This window comes from Bacillus sp. AR8-1, assembly GCF_008042345.1.
Taxonomy (GTDB): domain Bacteria; phylum Bacillota; class Bacilli; order Bacillales; family Bacillaceae_G; genus Bacillus_A; species Bacillus_A cereus.
The window spans coordinates 138914-158169 of sequence record NZ_QNUB01000029.1; the positions used below are offsets into that span (position 1 = coordinate 138914).

Below are 19256 nucleotides of genomic sequence, written 5' to 3' on the forward strand. Positions count from 1 at the left end.
ATAACAACCTTTGCATAAAAATACCCTAGTCATGTAAGACTAGGGTGCAAGGAAGAAGCCACCCTTTTCCGTCTCACAGGACTGAATTAAAAGGTTATTTTTATGAAGCAATCTGCTTAGATTGTTTTGTATGTTTTTCTTGTTTTGATTCTGGTAGTAGTAGATTTAACAGTACACCTACAATTGCTGCAAGCGCCATTCCTTCGACTTGGAATGAATCCCCTACGTGAAGTACCGCTCCACCAATACCGATTACTAGTATTACTGATGCAATCATTAAGTTTCGTTTGTCACTTAAATCTGTTTTATCATCTACCATCATGCGTAATCCGCTTGATGCGATTACACCGAATAGTAAGATTGATACCCCGCCCATAACTGGTGTTGGGATCGAATGAATCAGTGCAGAAATCTTACCGATAAATCCGAACATGATTGCGAATACTGCTGAACCGATGAATAAGTATACACTGTATGCTCTCGTAATTGCTAGCACACCGATGTTTTCACCATACGTTGTATTCGGTGGCCCACCGATTAGTGATGCAATTAATGTTGCTACTCCGTCACCGAAGATCGAACGGTGTAAACCTGGTTTTTCAATTAAATCTCTTTTAATAACATTTCCAAGTACAATTTGATGTCCGATATGTTCTGATATCGTTACTAGTGCAACTGGTACCATCAAGAGTACAATCTTCCATGAAAACTCTGGTGTGTATGTTACAAATGGTACTGTGAAATCTGGTACAACAAACCATTTTGCCTCAGCTACCGGCTTTAAGTCTACTAGCCCTTGGAAGTAAGCGAAGATATATCCGCCGATAATGCCAAGTAACACTGGTATGATACTGAAAAATCCTCTTCCGAATATCGAGCAAATGATTGTAATTGCTAATGTTACTAATGCTACTGAAAAATGTGTAAAGCTGTATTTGCCATCCGCACCGTTCATCGCCATGTTAACTGCTGTATGTGCTAAAGCTAGACCGATTACCATTACTACTGGACCAACTACGATTGGTGGTAGTAGTTTCATAATCCACTCTGATCCTGATTTCTTAATTCCGAGTGAGATTAAGATGTACACAAGCCCTGCTAGCAAACCACCAAGCATTGCTGCTCCCGGCCCACCTGCCGTTTTCGCTGTTATAATCGGTGCGATAAAGGCGAATGATGATCCTAAATATGCTGGTACTTGACCTTTCGTTATAAGAAGAAACGCTAGCGTTCCTAATCCACTTGATATTAATGCTACTGATGGATTCAATCCTGTTAAAAACGGAACAAGCACTGTTGATCCAAACATCGCGAACAAATGTTGTATACTTAAAAATAACCATTTTCCCGGTTTCGGTACTTCATTAACGTCTAACACTGGCTTTTGTTCCATTGTTACATCCTCCTTCAGTTTAAATCTTTGCAATAAAAAAACTCTTTGTGCCTGTGCACAAAGAGTCCTATACTTTCGTATGCCAAATTTGACATATGAAAGCCAAGACCCTTTGGCAGCCTCACAGGACTACATTTAAAAGGGCTTTACTTATCGTATATGCTTACTCGATCTTGTTGATCTGTCTCTTGCAAATCAACTTCGATACGCTCTTCACTTGATGTTGGAATGTTCTTTCCTACATAATCAGCGCGAATTGGTAATTCACGATGACCTCTATCAACAAGAACCGCCAATTGAATTTGAGATGGTCTACCTAAATCCATAAGAGCATCCATTGCTGCTCGAACTGTTCTTCCTGTATATAATACGTCATCAACGAGGATAACTTTTTTCTTCGTAATATCTACAGGGATATCAGAACCTTTTACAAGTGGTTCTTTATTTTTGGATTGTAGTGTTAAATCATCACGATATAACGTAATGTCTAACTCTCCAACTTCCATTTCTTTTCCTTCAATTTGACCAATTCGTTCTGCCAAACGTTGTGCAATAAAAATTCCACGAGTTTTAATTCCGACAAGAACACAATTATCGACACCTTTATTTCGTTCCACGATTTCATGACTAATTCGTGTTAAAGCGCGGCGAATCATTTGGTCATCTAAAACGACAGCTTTCTCTTGCATGCTCTACACCTCCAAGCTTTTTTTCTTGCGTGAGAGTAATGGTATAAAAAAAGTCCTCTCAGCGTGTGCGAGAGGACTTTTGAAAAAAGGGTACAACATACCCTAAGTATTTCAAACCGTTACCTTCTCAACCTCACGGGGCTGTGTTAAAGGATCATTATTTAACTGTTGTCAGTATCTCAGTTTTCTTATGATTTGTCAATACTATTTTCGTAAAATATTTAATGCGTCTTCAAACACTTCTGGAATCGGTGCCTCAAACTGAATATATTCACCAGTACGAGGATGATCAAAGCCTAAAATACCCGCATGAAGTGCTTGTCCATTCATATCTAATGTTTTCTTCGGACCATACTTCGGATCTCCTGCAAGTGGATAGCCAATATATTTCATATGAACACGAATTTGGTGCGTACGTCCCGTTTCTAAGCGACATTCTACAAGTGTAAAGTCTTTAAAACGTTCTAACACTTGGAAGTGCGTAACAGCGTTCTTACCATTTTCATCAACTGTCATACTTTGACGCTCTTTCTTATCACGACCAATTGGTGCATCGATAGTTCCCTTATCATGCGGAATCACACCGTGTACAATCGCTTTGTAACGTCTCGTTACTGTTTTGGCTACAAGCTGATTTACAAGCGATTCATGTGCCATATCATTTTTAGCAACCATTAATAGTCCAGATGTATCTTTATCAATACGATGCACGATACCTGGACGCATTACACCGTTAATGCCTGATAAGTCTGTACAATGGTGCATAAGGCCGTTTACAAGTGTACCACTTGTATGCCCTGGTGCTGGATGTACAACCATGCCACGTGGCTTATTTACAACAAGCACATCTGCATCTTCATAATAAATTTCTAAATTTAAATCCTCTGGTTGAATATCTAGCGCTTCTGGCTCAGGAATCGTTACTGTAATTTCATCTTCTTCTTTTACTTTATAATTCACTTTTACTGCTTTCCCGTTCACTGTCACAACATCATCTTTAATCCATTGCTGTACTTGTGAACGTGACCATTCGTTATTTATCCCTGTAACGAATTTATCAATTCGCTCGTTTTTTTGCTCTGCTGCAACTGTTACTTGTACTACTTCACTCATTCAATTACTCCTTCGCTTTCTTGCCTTCTAATAATGTTTGAATAATAATTAATACAACACCAATACATAATGCTGAATCAGCTATATTGAATACTGGATAGTTGTACGAGAAAATATACACGTGAATGAAATCCACTACTTCTTGTCTAAATAAACGATCAATAAAGTTACCAATTGCCCCGCCCAAAATTAGACCTAACGAAATACCTAGAAGCTTGTCTGTTTTCGCATACTTTTTCATATAAAATACGATAAACACTACAAAAACAACTGTAATAATGTAGAAGAACCACATTTTATTTTCTAAAATACCCCAAGCAGCGCCTCTATTTCGATGTGATGTTATGTATAATACATTGTCGATAATCGGAATACTCGTACCCAATTCCATGTTCTTTACAATTAACCACTTCGATATTTGATCGATAGCAATGACAAATAACGCTATTACATAATATATCATTTTCATTTCCCCCACAAAGACAGTGTACCTCAAAATTTTAGCATAGCTGCTACCTTTTCACAATGAACCTTTATAGAAGAATAAAATAAATTAAAAAAAGGTAATATAATATCGTTGTGCGTATTCATACATTTACCTTTTCATAGAAGAATTCATGAATCGTACGAGCAGTGGGCATTGTCTTCATTTGCTTTGTCGAAATTAATCTCCCCGTCTCTTCACAAATACCGTACATGTCTATTTCCATTTTAAATAATGCGCGTTCTACATCCTTTAAATCCTCTTTTATATCATGTAATAGCAATTTTTTCTTTATCTCTTCCTTAATTTCATATCCAAGCTCTTGGCTGAACTCGACATCATATTTGTGCATTACTTCTTTAGCTAGTCTCTCTTGCAACTCTTTTCTCATCAATTGCAATTCTTCTTTTATTTCCATGTAAATTTCATTCACGTGTACATTCCTCCTAGCTGTAATGTACAGTTAGTGTGTCCGAAATTTATTTGCTTACCTCACACACATTTTTCCTTCACAGGAAAGAGTCTGAAAAGTTTTTTTGATATGCCATCAACAAAAAAAACTGACTGCATGAATAGCAGTCAGTTTTTTATTATTTTACATAGTTTTCTTTAACAACTGTTGCACAACGCTCACATAATGTTTCATGTTCAGCATCTTTACCAATTGTTTCTGAAACTACCCAACAACGTTCACATGTTTCACCAGTTGCTTGCGCAACAACAACCGCTGTATGTTCATACTTCGGTGCATCTGCTGGCGCTTCATCCATCATACCACCAAGTTTATACTCAGAAACGATGAATAATTGCTTTAAGTCTTCGCTAATAGACTCTAACATAGCTTTCATTTCTGCAGTTGGATATAGCGTAATGCTTGCATTTAATGACTTACCGATTACTTTTTCATTACGAGCTACTTCTAGTGCTTTTAACACGTCATCACGTAATGTCATAAATGCATCCCATTTTGTTTTTAACGCTTCCGCGTCATCTAATTGTACAGCTTCTGGCATATCAGTTAATTGTACACTTTCTTCTGTTACGCCTGGAATGTATGGCCATACTTCATCAGCTGTATGCGGTAAGATTGGTGTTACAAGTTTTGTTAACGCAACAAGAACATCATATAATACAGTTTGAATTGCACGACGATCTTCGTGATTTGCACCTTCAATGTATAAAATGTCTTTTGCAAAGTCTAAGTAGAATGAACTTAAATCAATTGTACAGAAGTTATGAATTGCATGATACACAGCAGCGAAGTCGTATGTCTCATATGCTTCTTTAACTTTTGTAATTAAGTCATTTAATTTCACTAACATGTAACGATCTACTTCACGAAGTTCAGCTACAGCTACTGCATTTTCACTTGGCTTAAAGTCGTCTAAGTTTCCTAATAAGAAACGGAATGTGTTACGGATTTTACGATACACTTCTGCTACTTGTTTTAAAATATCATCTGAAATACGTACGTCAGATTGATAGTCAACAGAAGATACCCATAAGCGTAAAATGTCTCCGCCTAATTGATCCATAATTTTCTTCGGTACGACGATGTTTCCAATCGACTTACTCATTTTACGTCCTTCACCATCTAATACGAAACCGTGACTTAATACGCCTTTATATGGAGCTTTACCTGTTACAGCAACTGCTGTTGATAATGAAGAGTTAAACCAACCACGATACTGGTCAGATCCTTCTAAATATAAATCAGCTGGACGCTGTAAATCTTCGCGCTCTTCTAATACCGCTTGGTGAGAAGAACCTGAATCGAACCATACATCCATGATGTCTGTTTCTTTACGGAATTCGCCATTTGGGCTACCCGGATGTGTAAATCCTTCTGGTAATAGATCTTTCGCTTCACGCTCGAACCATACGTTAGAACCGTGTTCACGGAATAAATCTGCTACATGGTTAATTGTTTCATCCGTAATAATTGGATCACCATTCTCAGCATAGAATACCGGAATTGGCACACCCCATGCACGCTGACGAGAAATACACCAGTCACCACGGTCACGAACCATATTATGAAGACGAGTTTCTCCCCATGCTGGTACCCATTTCGTTTCCGCTACAGCTTCTATTAATTCTTTACGGAATGCTTCAATAGATGCAAACCACTGTGCTGTCGCACGGAAAATAATTGGTTTTTTCGTTCTCCAATCATGTGGGTATGAATGTGTAATGAATGTTAGTTTCAGTAACGCGCCTACTTCTTCTAATTTTTCTGTAATTGGCTTGTTAGCTTTATCATAGAATAAGCCTTCAAATCCAGGTGCTTCATTTGTTAATACACCTTTATCATCGACTGGGCAAAGTACTTCTAATCCATACTTTTTACCAACAACGAAGTCATCTTCCCCGTGTCCTGGTGCTGTATGAACACAACCTGTACCTGCATCTGTTGTTACGTGATCTCCTAGCATAACTAATGAATCACGATCGTAGAATGGATGTTTTGCAACTGTGTACTCAAGTTCGCTACCTTTTACTGTTTTCACAACTTCAGCATTTTCCCACTCTAACGTTTTTGCAACTGTCTCAAACAGCTCAGAAGCAATGATAAATTTCTCATCATTTACTTTTACAATACTATATTCAAGCTCTGGGTGAACAGAAATACCTAAGTTTGCAGGTAATGTCCAAGGTGTTGTTGTCCAAATGATGTACTTTTCATCACCTTCTAATACATTCTTTCCATCTTTTACAGGGAATGCTACGTAAATAGATGCTGATTTTTTATCTTGATATTCAATTTCAGCTTCTGCTAAAGCAGATTCACTCGTTGGAGACCAGTAAACTGGTTTTTGACCTTTATAGATATAACCTTTTTTCGCCATGTCACCAAACACTTTAATTTGTTGTGCTTCATAAGCTGGCTCTAAAGTAATATATGGATTATCCCAATCTGCACGTACACCTAAACGCTTAAATTGTTCACGTTGACGTTCTACTTGTTCATATGCATACTCTGCACATAACTTACGGAACTCAGCAACTGTCATTTCTTTACGTTTTACGCCTTTATTTGTTAAAGCTTGTTCAATTGGTAAACCGTGCGTATCCCATCCTGGAACATATGGCGCACTAAAACCAGTCATTGATTTATAACGAACAATAAAGTCTTTTAATACTTTATTTAATGCATGTCCCATATGAATGTCACCATTCGCATATGGAGGTCCATCATGCAATACAAATAAAGGACGACCTTTTGTATGTTCTTGTACTTTTTCGTAAATATTCATTTCAGCCCATTTTTCTTGCATTGCAGGCTCACGTTTTGGTAAGTTCCCACGCATTGGGAACTCTGTTTTCGGCATCAGTAATGTATTTTTGTACTCCATGCTCAATTCCTCCTTACATGTATAAAAGAAATACTTAAAAAACGGAATAAAAAAGAGACTTTCTCATCCCAAAAAGGGACGAGAAAGTCTCCCGCGGTACCACCCTAGTAGATCATATACATATGTATAGAATCCTCTTTATATTCTTAACGCGAATACACGCCTACGCTTACTCTATTTGTTCAGCGCGGAACTCCAGGGTGATATTCCCACTATCTCCTTATCCTGAGCTTACACCATCCTCAGTTCGCTATATAAGGTTTGAAAAGGTACTTATCCCTATCTTCGTTTTTCTTAATAAATATGTTGTTTAAAATTATATGTAATAATGAGAAAAACGTCAAGCTTACACTGTTTCTTCTTTTTTCAACAGTTCATCTACTTCGTCTTCTAACTCAATTAGTTTATCCCAATCATCGTTGTTTAACATTTCAAGCTGTGTTTCTAATAACATACGGAAACGAGTTCGGAATACTTTCGCTTGTTTCTTTAGCTCTTCAATATCAAAAGCAACTTTTCTTGATTTTACTAATGCTTCGTTAATAATACGATCAGCATTCTTTTCAGCTTCACGCACAATTAATTTCGCTTCTTTTTGCGCATTACGTTTTACTTCTTCCGCTGCTTCTTGCGCAACAACGATAGATTTGTTTAACGTATCTTCAATATTAGAGAAATGATCTAACTTCCCTTCTAACTGCGCAACTTTTTCTTCTAAAGCTTTTTTCTCACGAATGACCAATTCATAATCTTTGATAATTTGATCAAGAAACTCATTTACTTGATCTTCATCATAGCCACGGAATCCGCGACCAAATTCTTTGTTATGAATATCTAATGGTGTTAACGGCACAACGCCACCTCCAAGTAGTTATCTAAATTTCCTCTTTCAATTATATCTTTTCTTCGACAAAATAGGAGGATTTCCTTCTAAAAAACCAATCATTTTAGTATACCATACAAAATTCTCCATTTGTCGCGTTTTGTTCTACCTTCTACAGAAAATAATTTACTTCGGCCATATCCTCTAACAGAAAAAACATCTCCTGGATAACATTCATAAGAAGTTTGCTCCACTGTTTTCCAATTGACTTTTACTAAACCATTTTTTATGAAAGGTTGTACTTTCTGTCTAGATAAATGTAACATTTCAGCTAACATAACATCTAAACGAAGTGAAGAAACCGTTCCAGATTTCTCCCCCCACGTTTCATGTATTTGTAGAATTTGTTCTCCTTGTACTGCTGATAAGGAGACTTTTACTTTTCCTATTGCTTGTAAGTTCATCTCAATGTACGATACGATTTCTTTCGCAACTACAATTTGGGCACGATTTTCTTGCAGCAAAATATCACCACATTTTTCTCTCGTTAAACCAAGAGACATAAATGTACCTAATATTTGCCTATGTTCTAGCGTATAAAACTTGGAAGGATAGTCAATTTCTAATACTTCTACTTGAAATTCTTCTTCATTTAATTCTAGATAGTCTGGATAAATGAGTGCTCTTTTACGCTCTGCATTAGGCGTTGCACCACCAAATTGCACAGCGACATCTCCTTGTCCAATTACCATAGAAACAATTTGTTGCTGTCTTGGATCAAGGAAATCTGTTAATTTCACTTGATGGTACTCCGCTGTTCGCTTCCACTCCAGCACTTTATCTACAAAGACCTCTTCATCAGGCCTAAAATGTTCGTAAATGCTCATGTATTTAACCTCTTACTATAAGAAATAGCTGAACAAACTGAACAAACCACTTTTAGCAAGTTTTAACGCAAAAATCGCAACGAGTGGAGAAATATCAATCATACCAAGCGGCGGAATAAATCTGCGGAATGGTTCTAAATACGGTTCACAAATTCGCGCCAAGAACTCTCCAAAAGATGATTCCTTTGCACCAGGAAACCATGATAGGAGAATGTAAATAATCAGTGCCCACGAGTAAATCTCGATAGCAGAACTTAACACCATTAAAACTGTTGTCATGGCGTATTACCACCTCTTTATATTTGTTTCTTCTTCTTCACCGAATAACTCTGAAATTGCACCAACAATATCAACATTTTCAGGTGTACACATAAATGTTTTCGGTCCTATTTTTTGAATGTCCCCGCCTATAGCGTATACAGTACCACTTAAAAAGTCAACGATACGTACCGCTTGATCAGTAGACATTCTCTGCAAATTAATTACAACAGCTCGTCTACCTTTTAAGTGGTCCGCAATCCCTTGTGCTTCCGAATATGTGCGTGGTTCTAATAAAACAACTTTTGAAGATTGTTTTGCTGTTTCAATACTCACAACATTTTGCTTCGGTTGCGCTTTTGGAAACGTAACATCTTGTTGTTCTGGTGGATCTTGCTGCTTTTTCATGTCTGTTTGCTCCTTTTCATAACCATATTGAGCTGCTTCTTTTTCTTCCGGTGTATCAAAAAAGAAGTATTTTACTTTTGACCAACTCATAATAAGATTCTCCTTCCTTTTACGCTTTTCCTACTAAAATCGTTCCCAAACGAATATATGTAGCCCCTTCTTCAATTGCAATCGTGTAATCGTTGGACATTCCCATTGATAATTCTTTACATGGCGCATGTAATAACTCTAGCTCCTGCACCTTTGTTTGCAACATACGTAATTCCTTAAAACAGCGTCTGATTTCTTCCTCTTCTTCTGTAAATGGAGCCATCGTCATTAGTCCAACCACTTCAATTTTATCGAATTCTTGCAAACTTTGAATAAAAGAAACAACCTCTTCTATTGCTAATCCTTGCTTCGATTCTTCAGATGAGGTTTTCACTTGAATAAAGCATTTCACTTTCTTATCAGCACGTTTCTGAATTTCTTTCGCCAGGGAAAGACGATCTAACGAATGTAAATAATCAATTTCATTAATGATTTCTTTTACTTTTCTCGTTTGTAATGAGCCAATAAAGTGCCAATTAACTTTTGAACCGAAATGCTCATATTTCTGTAAGAAACCTTCATTTCTATTTTCACCTAAATCGATAATTCCAGTTTCAATTACTTCGTTTGTTTTTTCAATCCCTACAGTTTTTGTCACTGCAACAAGTTTAATATCTTGCAACGAACGTCCAGCTCGAACGCAAGATTCTTTAATAGCTTCGTTTACAATTACTAAATTTTCTTGTACTGTCACTTGCTTCCTTCCTCCTTAAAACCTATGAAACTCAACATTCTTCCTGTCTTACCTTGATCACGACGATGAGAGAAAAATAGTTGCTCTTCACAGCTTGTACAAAGAGATGACATTACAATATGCTCTTCTTTTATGCCTGCTTGTACACATAATATACGATTAATTTCTTTTAAATTAATTGCGTACTGCCCGTCAGAAATTTTTTGATGAGGAACAGCACCGTTAATTACTTTCTGTGCTGCTGTTAATACACGATCATCCACAACATAACAACAAGATCCAATCGACGGTCCAATTGCAACATGAATTTCATCACTTGAAATACCTTCTGCATTCCACTTTTGAATCATTTCCTTTGCAATCTCTTGTACAGTGCCTTTCCATCCAGCATGCGCAAGTCCTATCATACCATGTGATGGTGCATAAAAATAGAGCGGAACACAATCCGCGTAACAAGACGTTAACAGAACATCTTCATTACTCGTATAAATGCCATCTGTTTTTGAAATGCCGTCCTCATATGAATAAACGCCACTTCCTTTTTCCTGTTGCCCTACTTTTTCAACATGATGATCATGAACTTGTTCAGAGCAAATCCAGTTTTCTAATGGTTTTTGTAACTTATTTGCTAAAATGCGTCTGTTTTCATGAACGTTCTCCACGATATCATTCACATGTAATCCTAAATTCATCGCATGAAAGGAGCCCGTACTTATCCCACCATCTTTTGTCGTAAATCCAGCAGTAATGTTTCCAAGTTCTTTCCACGCTTGTAAATACAGTATACCGTCCACATATTTAAATGGTTCTCTCATAATAAAGCGGCTCCTTTTAATTAAAATAACAGAAAAAAGCATGGTACTTCCTGTCTATTTTACCATACTTTTATTTTTTCATAATCCTAACAGAAAAAAAAGAGGAATTTGTAATATTCTTTATGAAATTGTCGGTGTTTGTATTGATTCTGTTACAGTATTAACAGGATCTACTCTTACAAGTATGACATCCTCCCCAATTTTCACAATTTCCTTCCAAGGAATTACAATCTCAACATCTTTTCCAAAAATACCTAGCATACGTGTCTGTTTGGAAATAATAACAGAACAAACTTGCCCTGTGTTCATATCAATTTCAATATCTCCAATATTCCCAATCCTTTTTCCATCTGAAATATTTATAACATCCTTCATCTGTAACTCTGAAATTCGTATCACCATTTTTACCCTCTCCCCCTTATATGACGAATTGGAAGCTGTTTCTCATATTTACAGGAAGCCACCTATACGAAACACCATGCTAGTTTCATTATATGAACACTAATCCCCTACTATGAGCACAAACCATATTACATATAAAAAGGTCTCACCATAATTGGTGAGACCTTATCCTTGAATCGTTTTATTCATTTGTTTAATGGCTGACTTCTCTAAACGTGATACTTGCGCTTGGGAAATCCCAATTTCTTCTGCAACTTCCATCTGTGTCTTTCCTTGGAAGAAACGTTTTCTAATAATCATTTTCTCTCGATCATTTAAACGCTTCATTCCTTCTTTCAATGCTAGTTCTTCAACCCACTGCTCGTCCTTTTGTTTTTCATCACTTAACTGATCCATAACAAAGATAGGATCTCCTCCATCATTATAAATCGGTTCAAATAATGAAACTGGATCTTGAATCGCATCTAAAGCAAATACTATCTCTTCATGAGTTACTTCTAGCACTTTTGCAATATCCATTGCTGTTGGTTCTTTTGAATTTTCTGCAATTAACTTCTCTCTTACTTGCAAAGCTTTATACGCAATATCTCGCAATGAGCGCGATACGCGAATCGGATTATTATCACGCAAATATCTGCGTATTTCCCCAATAATCATCGGCACAGCATACGTTGAAAATTTTACATTTTGGCCTAAATCAAAATTATCAATTGATTTCATAAGTCCGATGCAACCAACTTGGAATAAATCGTCAACATATTCTCCTCTGTTATTAAATCTTTGGATGACGCTCAGTACAAGACGTAAGTTTCCATTCACTAATTTTTCTCTTGCGCTTATCTCTCCACTTTGCATTTCACGAAATAATTTACGCATCTCTTCATTTTTTAATACTGGAAGTTTAGCTGTATCAACACCGCAAATTTCTACTTTGTTTCTCGTCAAAGTGTTCCCTCCTATCGGGAGTTGCTGTACAGTGTAAAGTATTTCCTTTGAAGGGGATTTTATGCATATGGTTTTTTCACTATTTTTCATTTAAATTATCTTTCCTAATACAACTAAATAGAATAAGACCAGCCTACATAACGGCTGGTCTTATTCTTCACACCATTTTATTAAATTCTTTTCGTAATCTTTTTATAATTCTTTTTTCTAAACGCGAAATGTATGACTGTGAAATCCCAAGCATATCCGCCACATCTTTTTGCGTCTTTTCCTCTCCTCCAGCAAGCCCAAACCGAAGTTCCATAATTTGTTTTTCACGATCATTTAATTGGTGTAATGCTTTCATTAAAAGGTGACGATCTACAGTAGCTTCTAAATCTTTTGTAATAATATCATCATCTGTACCTAACACGTCAGACAACAATAGTTCATTCCCATCCCAATCAATGTTTAGCGGTTCATCAAAAGAAACTTCCGAACGATTTTTGTTATTCCGACGTAAATGCATTAAAATTTCATTTTCTATACAACGCGATGCATATGTTGCTAATTTTATTTTCTTTTCTGGATTAAATGTATTTACCGCTTTAATAAGGCCGATTGTTCCTATACTAATTAAATCTTCAATATTTATCCCTGTATTTTCAAACTTTCTTGCTATATATACAACGAGCCTTAAGTTGCGTTCAATAAGTAATGACCTTGCTGCCTGATCTCCTTTTGGCAATTTATTCAAAAGAACTTCCTCTTCTTCTTTCGTTAACGGTGGTGGCAACGCTTCACTTCCACCAATATAATAAATTTCATCGGTCTTAATTCCTAATTTCAGCAATACTTTATACCAAAGGTATACTAAATAAAATTTTAATTTCATCATATTATCCCGCCTCTCATTATTAAGCGATCACCATTTTTTGTGAAATCAACATTTTTGGATGCACAATACATTGATACTCCCCATTAGTAGACAGTTGTTGTGTATTTAATCCAATTAATACTTTGTTTACAACAATAGAACTACCTTCATGATCAACTTGCACACTGTCAGGCTTAATTGCCCACAAAAATTGACTTTCTACTCCTACTGCACGGAAAGGAATTAAACGTAATTTTGTCGCCCAACCAGAATCATTTTCTGGTATTTGAGGAATTTCTGTTTTGGAATAAATTTGTTCTGTTAACCAAGATGGTAAGCAATGTTCTAATGATGAAACATGCATAATCATAACGGGTGTTTTTGTTAATGGGTCGTAAAGTTGGTTCCCACTGTCAATAAGACCTGCCAGTTCTAGTTCTTCTTCGGCTAATTGAATTTTTACTTTTACAATTTGGTCATAGTGTATTTTCGTGACCTCTACGCTTTCAATACGCTTTTTAGAAAAATAATAAATTACCGGAAAACCAAAAATAACAAATAACCAACTAATTGGATCGCCGTAAGAAATTGACTGAGATTGAACCAATCCATTTACCATTTCATTCGTTTGCAAAAAGAAATGAGTTCCAATTAATCCTCCGCCAACCATAAAGGTTACAAAGTAAAAAGTAAAAACAGTTTGTGCATAATTTCTAAATGTTGTAAACCCAAATGCTGTATACACAATAAGTAACGAGTACAGTAGTTTCATAATTGGATGTATCATCATAGAAGCAAAAGGAGTAAAGGCAAAAATAACAATAGTTGAACCTATAAATGCCCCTAACACAAGCCTCCATCTTTTGATCTTCTTTTTTAACACGGTAGCTGTTAATAAAAGCAAAAGAAAATCAATGCAGGCGTTTAACAACCAAACAACGTCGGCGTAAACAACCAAACAATTCACCTCTTTTTTCAAGTTGAGACTAGTATAATGCATATCCAATAGGAAAGTGTGTCAATTTGCGGAGGTGTTTTTTTGTTATTTTGTGATTTCTAGACATAATCTGTCGGTAAAAAATAAAAGTACAAATTCATAGAATGATATACTCTTATTTTCACCAACAAAATATATTGAAATATACGAAATAAAAAAAGACCTGCTTAGCAGGTCTTTTCCATTTAAAAAACAAAAAAGGAGCATGAAAGCTCCTTTTTTTATCGTCTACGACGGTTACGTAAAAATGCTGGAATATCGATATCATCTGAATCTGAATGACGCTCATGTACAACTGGCTCTTCACGCTTCATTTCACGCTTTACTTCACGTTGTTTTGAAGGTTGAGCTACTGGTTGTTGCTGTTGTTGCGTGTGGTTCGCATTCGGACGAATAATTGGTTTTGGTGGTTGAGTTGCAATGCTATCATCAAAACCAGTTGCAATTACAGTTACAACGATATCATCTTTTAATCCTTCGTTAATAACAGAACCGAAGATCATATTTACTTCTGGATCTGAAGCTGAAGCTACGATATCTGCCGCTTCTTGTACTTCATATAAGCTTAAGTTAGCGCCACCCGTAATGTTCATGATAACACCTTGAGCTCCATCAATAGATGTTTCTAGTAATGGACTAGAAATCGCTTTTTTCGCAGCTTCTGCAGCACGATTTTCCCCGTTACCAGAACCAATACCCATTAAAGCAGAACCTCTATTAGACATAATTGTCTTTACGTCTGCAAAGTCTAAGTTAATTAAACCTGGTGTTGCAATTAAATCCGAAATACCTTGAACACCTTGACGTAATACGTTATCAGCTTCACGGAATGCTTCTAACATTGGCGTATTTTTATCAACAATCTCTAATAAGCGATCATTTGGAATTACAATAAGAGTATCTACATTTTCTTTAAATGCTGCAATACCAGATGCTGCTTGCGTCGCACGCTTACGTCCTTCAAAAGTAAATGGACGTGTTACAACACCAACTGTTAAAGCACCTAATTCTTTTGCAACTTGAGCAACAACTGGAGCTGCACCAGTTCCAGTTCCACCGCCCATACCGGCAGTTACGAAGACCATATCCGCACCACGAAGCGCTTCTTGGATCTGTTCTTTACTTTCTTCTGCAGCTTTTTTCCCTACTTCAGGGTTTGCGCCTGCACCAAGTCCACGCGTTAATTTTCCACCAATTTGCATTTTCGTTTCAGCTTTTGATAGATTTAATGCTTGTGCATCAGTGTTCACAGCGATAAAGTCTACACCTTGTACACCGTGTTCAATCATACGGTTTACAGCATTGTTTCCGCCACCGCCGACACCGATAACTTTTATATTCGCTAATTGATCTTGAGTAGTATCAAACTCTAACATGTCGAAATCCCCCTAGAACCTCATTTTTCGTGTCCAATTTTAATCCCATAAATAACGGAATACACGTTTTACTTTTGACATCATGCGGTCATCATTTTGATTATTATTGTTTTGATTACGAGTTTTTTGTTTTGCAGGTTGCTGTTGTACCGGCGTTGGTGCTGGTGCTGGTACTGGTTCAAAATGCTCTTGCTTTTCCTGCACATTTTTCCCACGTAATTTAGCTTTTTGATAAGAATGTTTAATTAATCCAACTCCACTTGTATATTGGGGCTCACGCACACCAATATAATCAGGAGTTGCTACACGAACATTTTCATGTAAAATATCATATGCAAGGTCAAGAACACCTGGCATAGAAGCAATTCCACCAGTTAGTACATAACCAGAAGCCACTTGCTTTACTCCTAACTTACGCACTTCATCTTGAACAAACATTAAAATTTCCTCTACACGAGCCTCTATTATATCCGATAATTCCAACTGAGAATATTGTTCTGTTTGATCACTTCCCATAATAGGAACCGTAAACATCTCTTCTTCAGATGCTGTATCATAAAAAGCATGTCCATATTTCAACTTAATTTGATCTGCATTTTCTGTTGAAGTTTTCAACCCAATCGCAATATCCTTCGTTATATGGTCTCCACCTAATGGTAATACGCTCGTCGCTTGTAACTCTCCATCTTTAAAAATAGATAAAGTTGTAGATCCTCCCCCCATATCAACAAGGGCTACTCCTCTATTTTTTTCATCTGAAGATATAGCAACTGTTGCAGCCGCTAAAGGTTGAAGACAAATATCAACAATTTCAAGACCTGCTTTTTCTACACAACGAAGTAGGTTATGTAGTAAAGTTCTCGAGCCTGTAATAAGTGTACCTTCCATTTCTAATCTTACACCGATCATCCCGCGTGGATCGTTAATCTCGTCAAGACCGTCTACGATGAACTGTCGAGGTACCACATCAATAAACTCACGTTCTGGAGCAATTGACACAACTTGTGCTGCATCTAGAACGCGTAAGACATCTTCATTCCCGATTTCACGATCTTCATTTGAAACAGCGACTACTCCGTGACAAGGAAGTAGCTGTACCTGGTTTGCATTGACACCTACTACAACTTGCTCAATGTGGATTCCCACCATGCGCTCAGCTTGTTCAATTGCTTTTTTAATTGATCGAACAGTCTCGTCTATATCAACTATCGATCCCTTCTTTAAACCATTTGATTTTACATTTCCAACACCAATAATGTTTAAGCTGTCATTAACCATTTCACCAATGATGACTTTAACATTGGATGTACCGATGTCAAGACTAACATATATTTCATTGCTGTTCATTCTTTGGCACCTCCTTCTTTATTTATACCATACAACTCAATATATGGAACAACAATCGCAACTTTACTATTTATAAGAAAAATATTCAACGTCTTTATACGTTTCCCTTTTTTAACCCTATATTTTTCTTATTTTTATTTAGCATTCAATTAAGAATATCGCAGTAAACTATGAATAACTGCTTATCTTGAAATAATTCTATTTCGAGTGTAAAGTTTACCGCCAAGTATAAGTCTACACTAAGATGTACTCATAGAAAAGTGAAACTTGTACCAATACTAGTATGAATCTAAGAATTTTTACATATTTTTCATCAAATGAACCATTCTTCTAAATTCGTATACATATAATAGAACATTCGTTTCGTTTTTTCTGCTATAATCAACGAAAACTACCATTCTATTCTTTTTTTTCTTCCGCACCTAATTCTTTCGTATATGCACCTACTTCTAAGTCAATTAATACCTTCTTACCTGGCTCAATTGTTTTTAAAATAAGCGGATAGGCTTCCATACGTTTTGCAAAATTTTGAATCGTAGTGCTCACTTCATAACCTTCATTCATATATAAAGTAAGATGATCTTCATTCGCATTCGTTGGTGAATAGCGAATCTCCGAAATAGATTTTAAAATAGCTGGTGTTAATTTTTCTAGTTCAGCGATTAACTCCTTCATTTTCTCTTCTTTAAAAGGTTCGAAAATCGGTGCTGCAACAGGAAGTTTTCCATTAGGTAGTACATCAAGCGTTTTTCCATTTTCTAATAACGGTTGTAATTTTCCCTCTTTATTTATATAACCAATCGTTAAATATTCTTCGATATGAATATCAATCTTGTTTGGAAAACGTTTTTTTACATTTACTGCTTTAATTTCTTTTCGCTTCGTTAAGTTTTCTTCAGCTTTATGTGCTGTCACTCGGAAATAACTTGTATCATATGTCACGCCTGAATCCTTCATTACTTGCTCATCCGTCATATAGTGATTTCCAAACACACTAATCTTTTTTATATTACTAAGCGGAGACCGAAAATAAATTAAAAAGAGCACTAATAAAAATAAAATTGATATGTATAAAATCAATCGATGATTAACATTTTTTTTGTTTTTTTTCTTTTGATTTTTCAATTTTGGTACACGATCTTGTAGTTTAATCACTTTACTATTATTCATGTACGATCCCCCTATGTAACATAAAGAACGGCATGTTCCTCATGCCGTTCTTATCTTCTTATTATAACATAAATGATAATGAGCGGAACGAATAACCGTTATCTTCCAATGATTTCTACTTCTGTATGCATATCTACATCAAATTTATCCTTAATTGTATGTTTTATTAATTCAATTAAGGACAATACATCTTGCGCTGAAGCTCCCCCGGTATTAACAATAAAATTGCCATGCATTTCAGAAATTTGAGCTCCACCAATCCTATAACCACGAAGCCCTGCTTTTTCTACTAAATCTCCTGCAAAATGTGGGATTGGATTCCGAAATACACTTCCTGCACACGGGTGATTCCATGGTTGCGTTTCACGGCGGTAATCTTTATTATTTTGCATGCTACGTACAATTTCTTCACGTTTTCCCGCCTGTAATTGAAACTCCGCCTCTAAAACAATACCAGGACGTTTCGTTTGCAATACAGATGCCCGATAAGAAAACTCCAGTTCTTTATTCATTAACCAGTCAATTGTACCGTCTTCAAACAGAATGAGAGCCTTCGATAATACACTCGATATATCCGATTTATGTGCACCTGCATTCATATATACTGCACCACCGACACTTCCTGGAATACCGCTTGCAAACTCCAATCCAGCTAACCCTTGACGACTAAGTAAAGTTGACAATTTAATAAGAGGATATCCACTACCAACTCTTACCTTATGTTTTTCGACCTCTAAGTGATCTAATCCTTCTCCTAAACGAATAACAACACCTTCTATGCCTTGATCAGATACAAGAAGGTTTGAACCGCGCCCAATTACAGTCCACTTCGTTTTGTATTGCTTTACTAACTGTAATGTTTTTTCAATACCGGCTACATGCTTTGGCACAATTAAAATATCCGCTGGTCCACCTATTTTCATAGTTGTATAACGTGCTAACGACTCATTAACTAAAACACGACCAACGTCTGCTTCTATAAGCTCATTTACTAATTGTTCCATAGACAATCTCCCCCATATTAAGTCTCCTTATGACAATAATATGCAGGGCGTTCACCTAACGTTATCCCTCTATTTACGGGCAGTACAGCTCCTAAATCAAAATTCGGCGGTAACAAAGAAGTTAGGCGAGAATCGGGATGCCAGTAAAC

General features: G+C 36.4%; 20 protein-coding genes and 1 other annotated feature. All 20 genes read right to left on the reverse strand.

The features are described 5' to 3' along the window. Positions 1-100: 100 nt before the first annotated feature. Entirely contained in the window at positions 101-1393 is a 1293-nt protein-coding gene (gene uraA / locus DN400_RS20390) for a uracil permease (RefSeq protein ID WP_000435927.1), read from the reverse strand. Positions 1394-1539: 146 nt separating this feature from the next. Further along, positions 1540-2082, reverse strand: coding sequence for a bifunctional pyrimidine operon transcriptional regulator/uracil phosphoribosyltransferase (pyrR, locus tag DN400_RS20395; protein WP_001156491.1), 543 nt, complete (start codon positions 2080-2082; stop codon positions 1540-1542). A gap of 204 nt (positions 2083-2286) precedes the next feature. After that, positions 2287-3195, reverse strand: coding sequence for an RluA family pseudouridine synthase (locus DN400_RS20400; RefSeq protein ID WP_000005832.1), 909 nt, complete (start codon positions 3193-3195; stop codon positions 2287-2289). A gap of 4 nt (positions 3196-3199) precedes the next feature. Further along, a complete protein-coding gene (gene lspA, locus DN400_RS20405; RefSeq protein WP_071713511.1) occupies positions 3200-3658 on the reverse strand; it encodes a lipoprotein signal peptidase LspA in 459 nt (152 codons plus the stop codon). 124 nt (positions 3659-3782) lie between these two features. Continuing rightward, positions 3783-4112, reverse strand: coding sequence for a TraR/DksA C4-type zinc finger protein (locus tag DN400_RS20410; protein ID WP_001002956.1), 330 nt, complete (start codon positions 4110-4112; stop codon positions 3783-3785). A gap of 157 nt (positions 4113-4269) precedes the next feature. Further along, a complete protein-coding gene (ileS2, locus tag DN400_RS20415) occupies positions 4270-7035 on the reverse strand; it encodes an isoleucine--tRNA ligase (RefSeq protein WP_000455947.1) in 2766 nt (921 codons plus the stop codon). Between the two features lie 71 nt (positions 7036-7106). Continuing rightward, positions 7107-7330, reverse strand: a binding site (T-box leader). A 51-nt stretch (positions 7331-7381) separates the two neighbouring features. Beyond that, on the reverse strand, positions 7382-7888 hold the full coding sequence (divIVA, locus tag DN400_RS20420; protein WP_001131611.1) for a septum site-determining protein DivIVA: 507 nt from the start codon (positions 7886-7888) through the stop codon (positions 7382-7384). Between the two features lie 89 nt (positions 7889-7977). Beyond that, entirely contained in the window at positions 7978-8745 is a 768-nt protein-coding gene (locus tag DN400_RS20425; RefSeq protein ID WP_000029713.1) for a YlmH family RNA-binding protein, read from the reverse strand. A gap of 15 nt (positions 8746-8760) precedes the next feature. Continuing rightward, on the reverse strand, positions 8761-9024 hold the full coding sequence (locus DN400_RS20430) for a YggT family protein (RefSeq protein WP_000214324.1): 264 nt from the start codon (positions 9022-9024) through the stop codon (positions 8761-8763). A gap of 6 nt (positions 9025-9030) precedes the next feature. Continuing rightward, positions 9031-9501 carry a cell division protein SepF gene (locus tag DN400_RS20435; protein WP_000119129.1) on the reverse strand — a complete coding sequence of 157 codons (471 nt, stop codon included), beginning with the start codon at positions 9499-9501 and terminating at the stop codon, positions 9031-9033. A gap of 19 nt (positions 9502-9520) precedes the next feature. Continuing rightward, positions 9521-10195, reverse strand: coding sequence for a YggS family pyridoxal phosphate-dependent enzyme (locus DN400_RS20440; protein WP_000218011.1), 675 nt, complete (start codon positions 10193-10195; stop codon positions 9521-9523). Further along, positions 10192-11010, reverse strand: a complete 819-nt coding sequence (pgeF, locus tag DN400_RS20445; RefSeq protein WP_001209012.1) for a peptidoglycan editing factor PgeF — start codon at positions 11008-11010, stop codon at positions 10192-10194. Before pgeF ends, DN400_RS20440 begins: the two co-directional genes overlap by 4 nt. Positions 11011-11130: 120 nt before the next feature. Continuing rightward, the gene (locus DN400_RS20450; protein ID WP_000236749.1) at positions 11131-11412 is read right to left on the reverse strand and encodes a YlmC/YmxH family sporulation protein; all 282 of its coding nucleotides are present in this window, start codon (positions 11410-11412) and stop codon (positions 11131-11133) included. Positions 11413-11577: 165 nt separating this feature from the next. Next, positions 11578-12357 carry an RNA polymerase sporulation sigma factor SigG gene (gene sigG, locus DN400_RS20455; RefSeq protein WP_000197755.1) on the reverse strand — a complete coding sequence of 260 codons (780 nt, stop codon included), beginning with the start codon at positions 12355-12357 and terminating at the stop codon, positions 11578-11580. Between the two features lie 157 nt (positions 12358-12514). Beyond that, positions 12515-13234, reverse strand: coding sequence for an RNA polymerase sporulation sigma factor SigE (sigE, locus tag DN400_RS20460; protein ID WP_000976948.1), 720 nt, complete (start codon positions 13232-13234; stop codon positions 12515-12517). Between the two features lie 19 nt (positions 13235-13253). After that, on the reverse strand, positions 13254-14171 hold the full coding sequence (spoIIGA, locus tag DN400_RS20465; protein ID WP_147801897.1) for a sigma-E processing peptidase SpoIIGA: 918 nt from the start codon (positions 14169-14171) through the stop codon (positions 13254-13256). 260 nt (positions 14172-14431) lie between these two features. After that, the gene (gene ftsZ, locus DN400_RS20470) at positions 14432-15586 is read right to left on the reverse strand and encodes a cell division protein FtsZ (protein ID WP_000888984.1); all 1155 of its coding nucleotides are present in this window, start codon (positions 15584-15586) and stop codon (positions 14432-14434) included. 39 nt (positions 15587-15625) lie between these two features. Continuing rightward, entirely contained in the window at positions 15626-16933 is a 1308-nt protein-coding gene (ftsA, locus tag DN400_RS20475) for a cell division protein FtsA (RefSeq protein ID WP_001087557.1), read from the reverse strand. Between the two features lie 399 nt (positions 16934-17332). Beyond that, positions 17333-18103, reverse strand: a complete 771-nt coding sequence (divIB, locus tag DN400_RS20480) for a cell division protein DivIB (RefSeq protein ID WP_001065789.1) — start codon at positions 18101-18103, stop codon at positions 17333-17335. Positions 18104-18201: 98 nt separating this feature from the next. Beyond that, positions 18202-19107 carry a UDP-N-acetylmuramate dehydrogenase gene (gene murB, locus DN400_RS20485; RefSeq protein WP_000437027.1) on the reverse strand — a complete coding sequence of 302 codons (906 nt, stop codon included), beginning with the start codon at positions 19105-19107 and terminating at the stop codon, positions 18202-18204. Positions 19108-19256 lie beyond the last annotated feature (149 nt).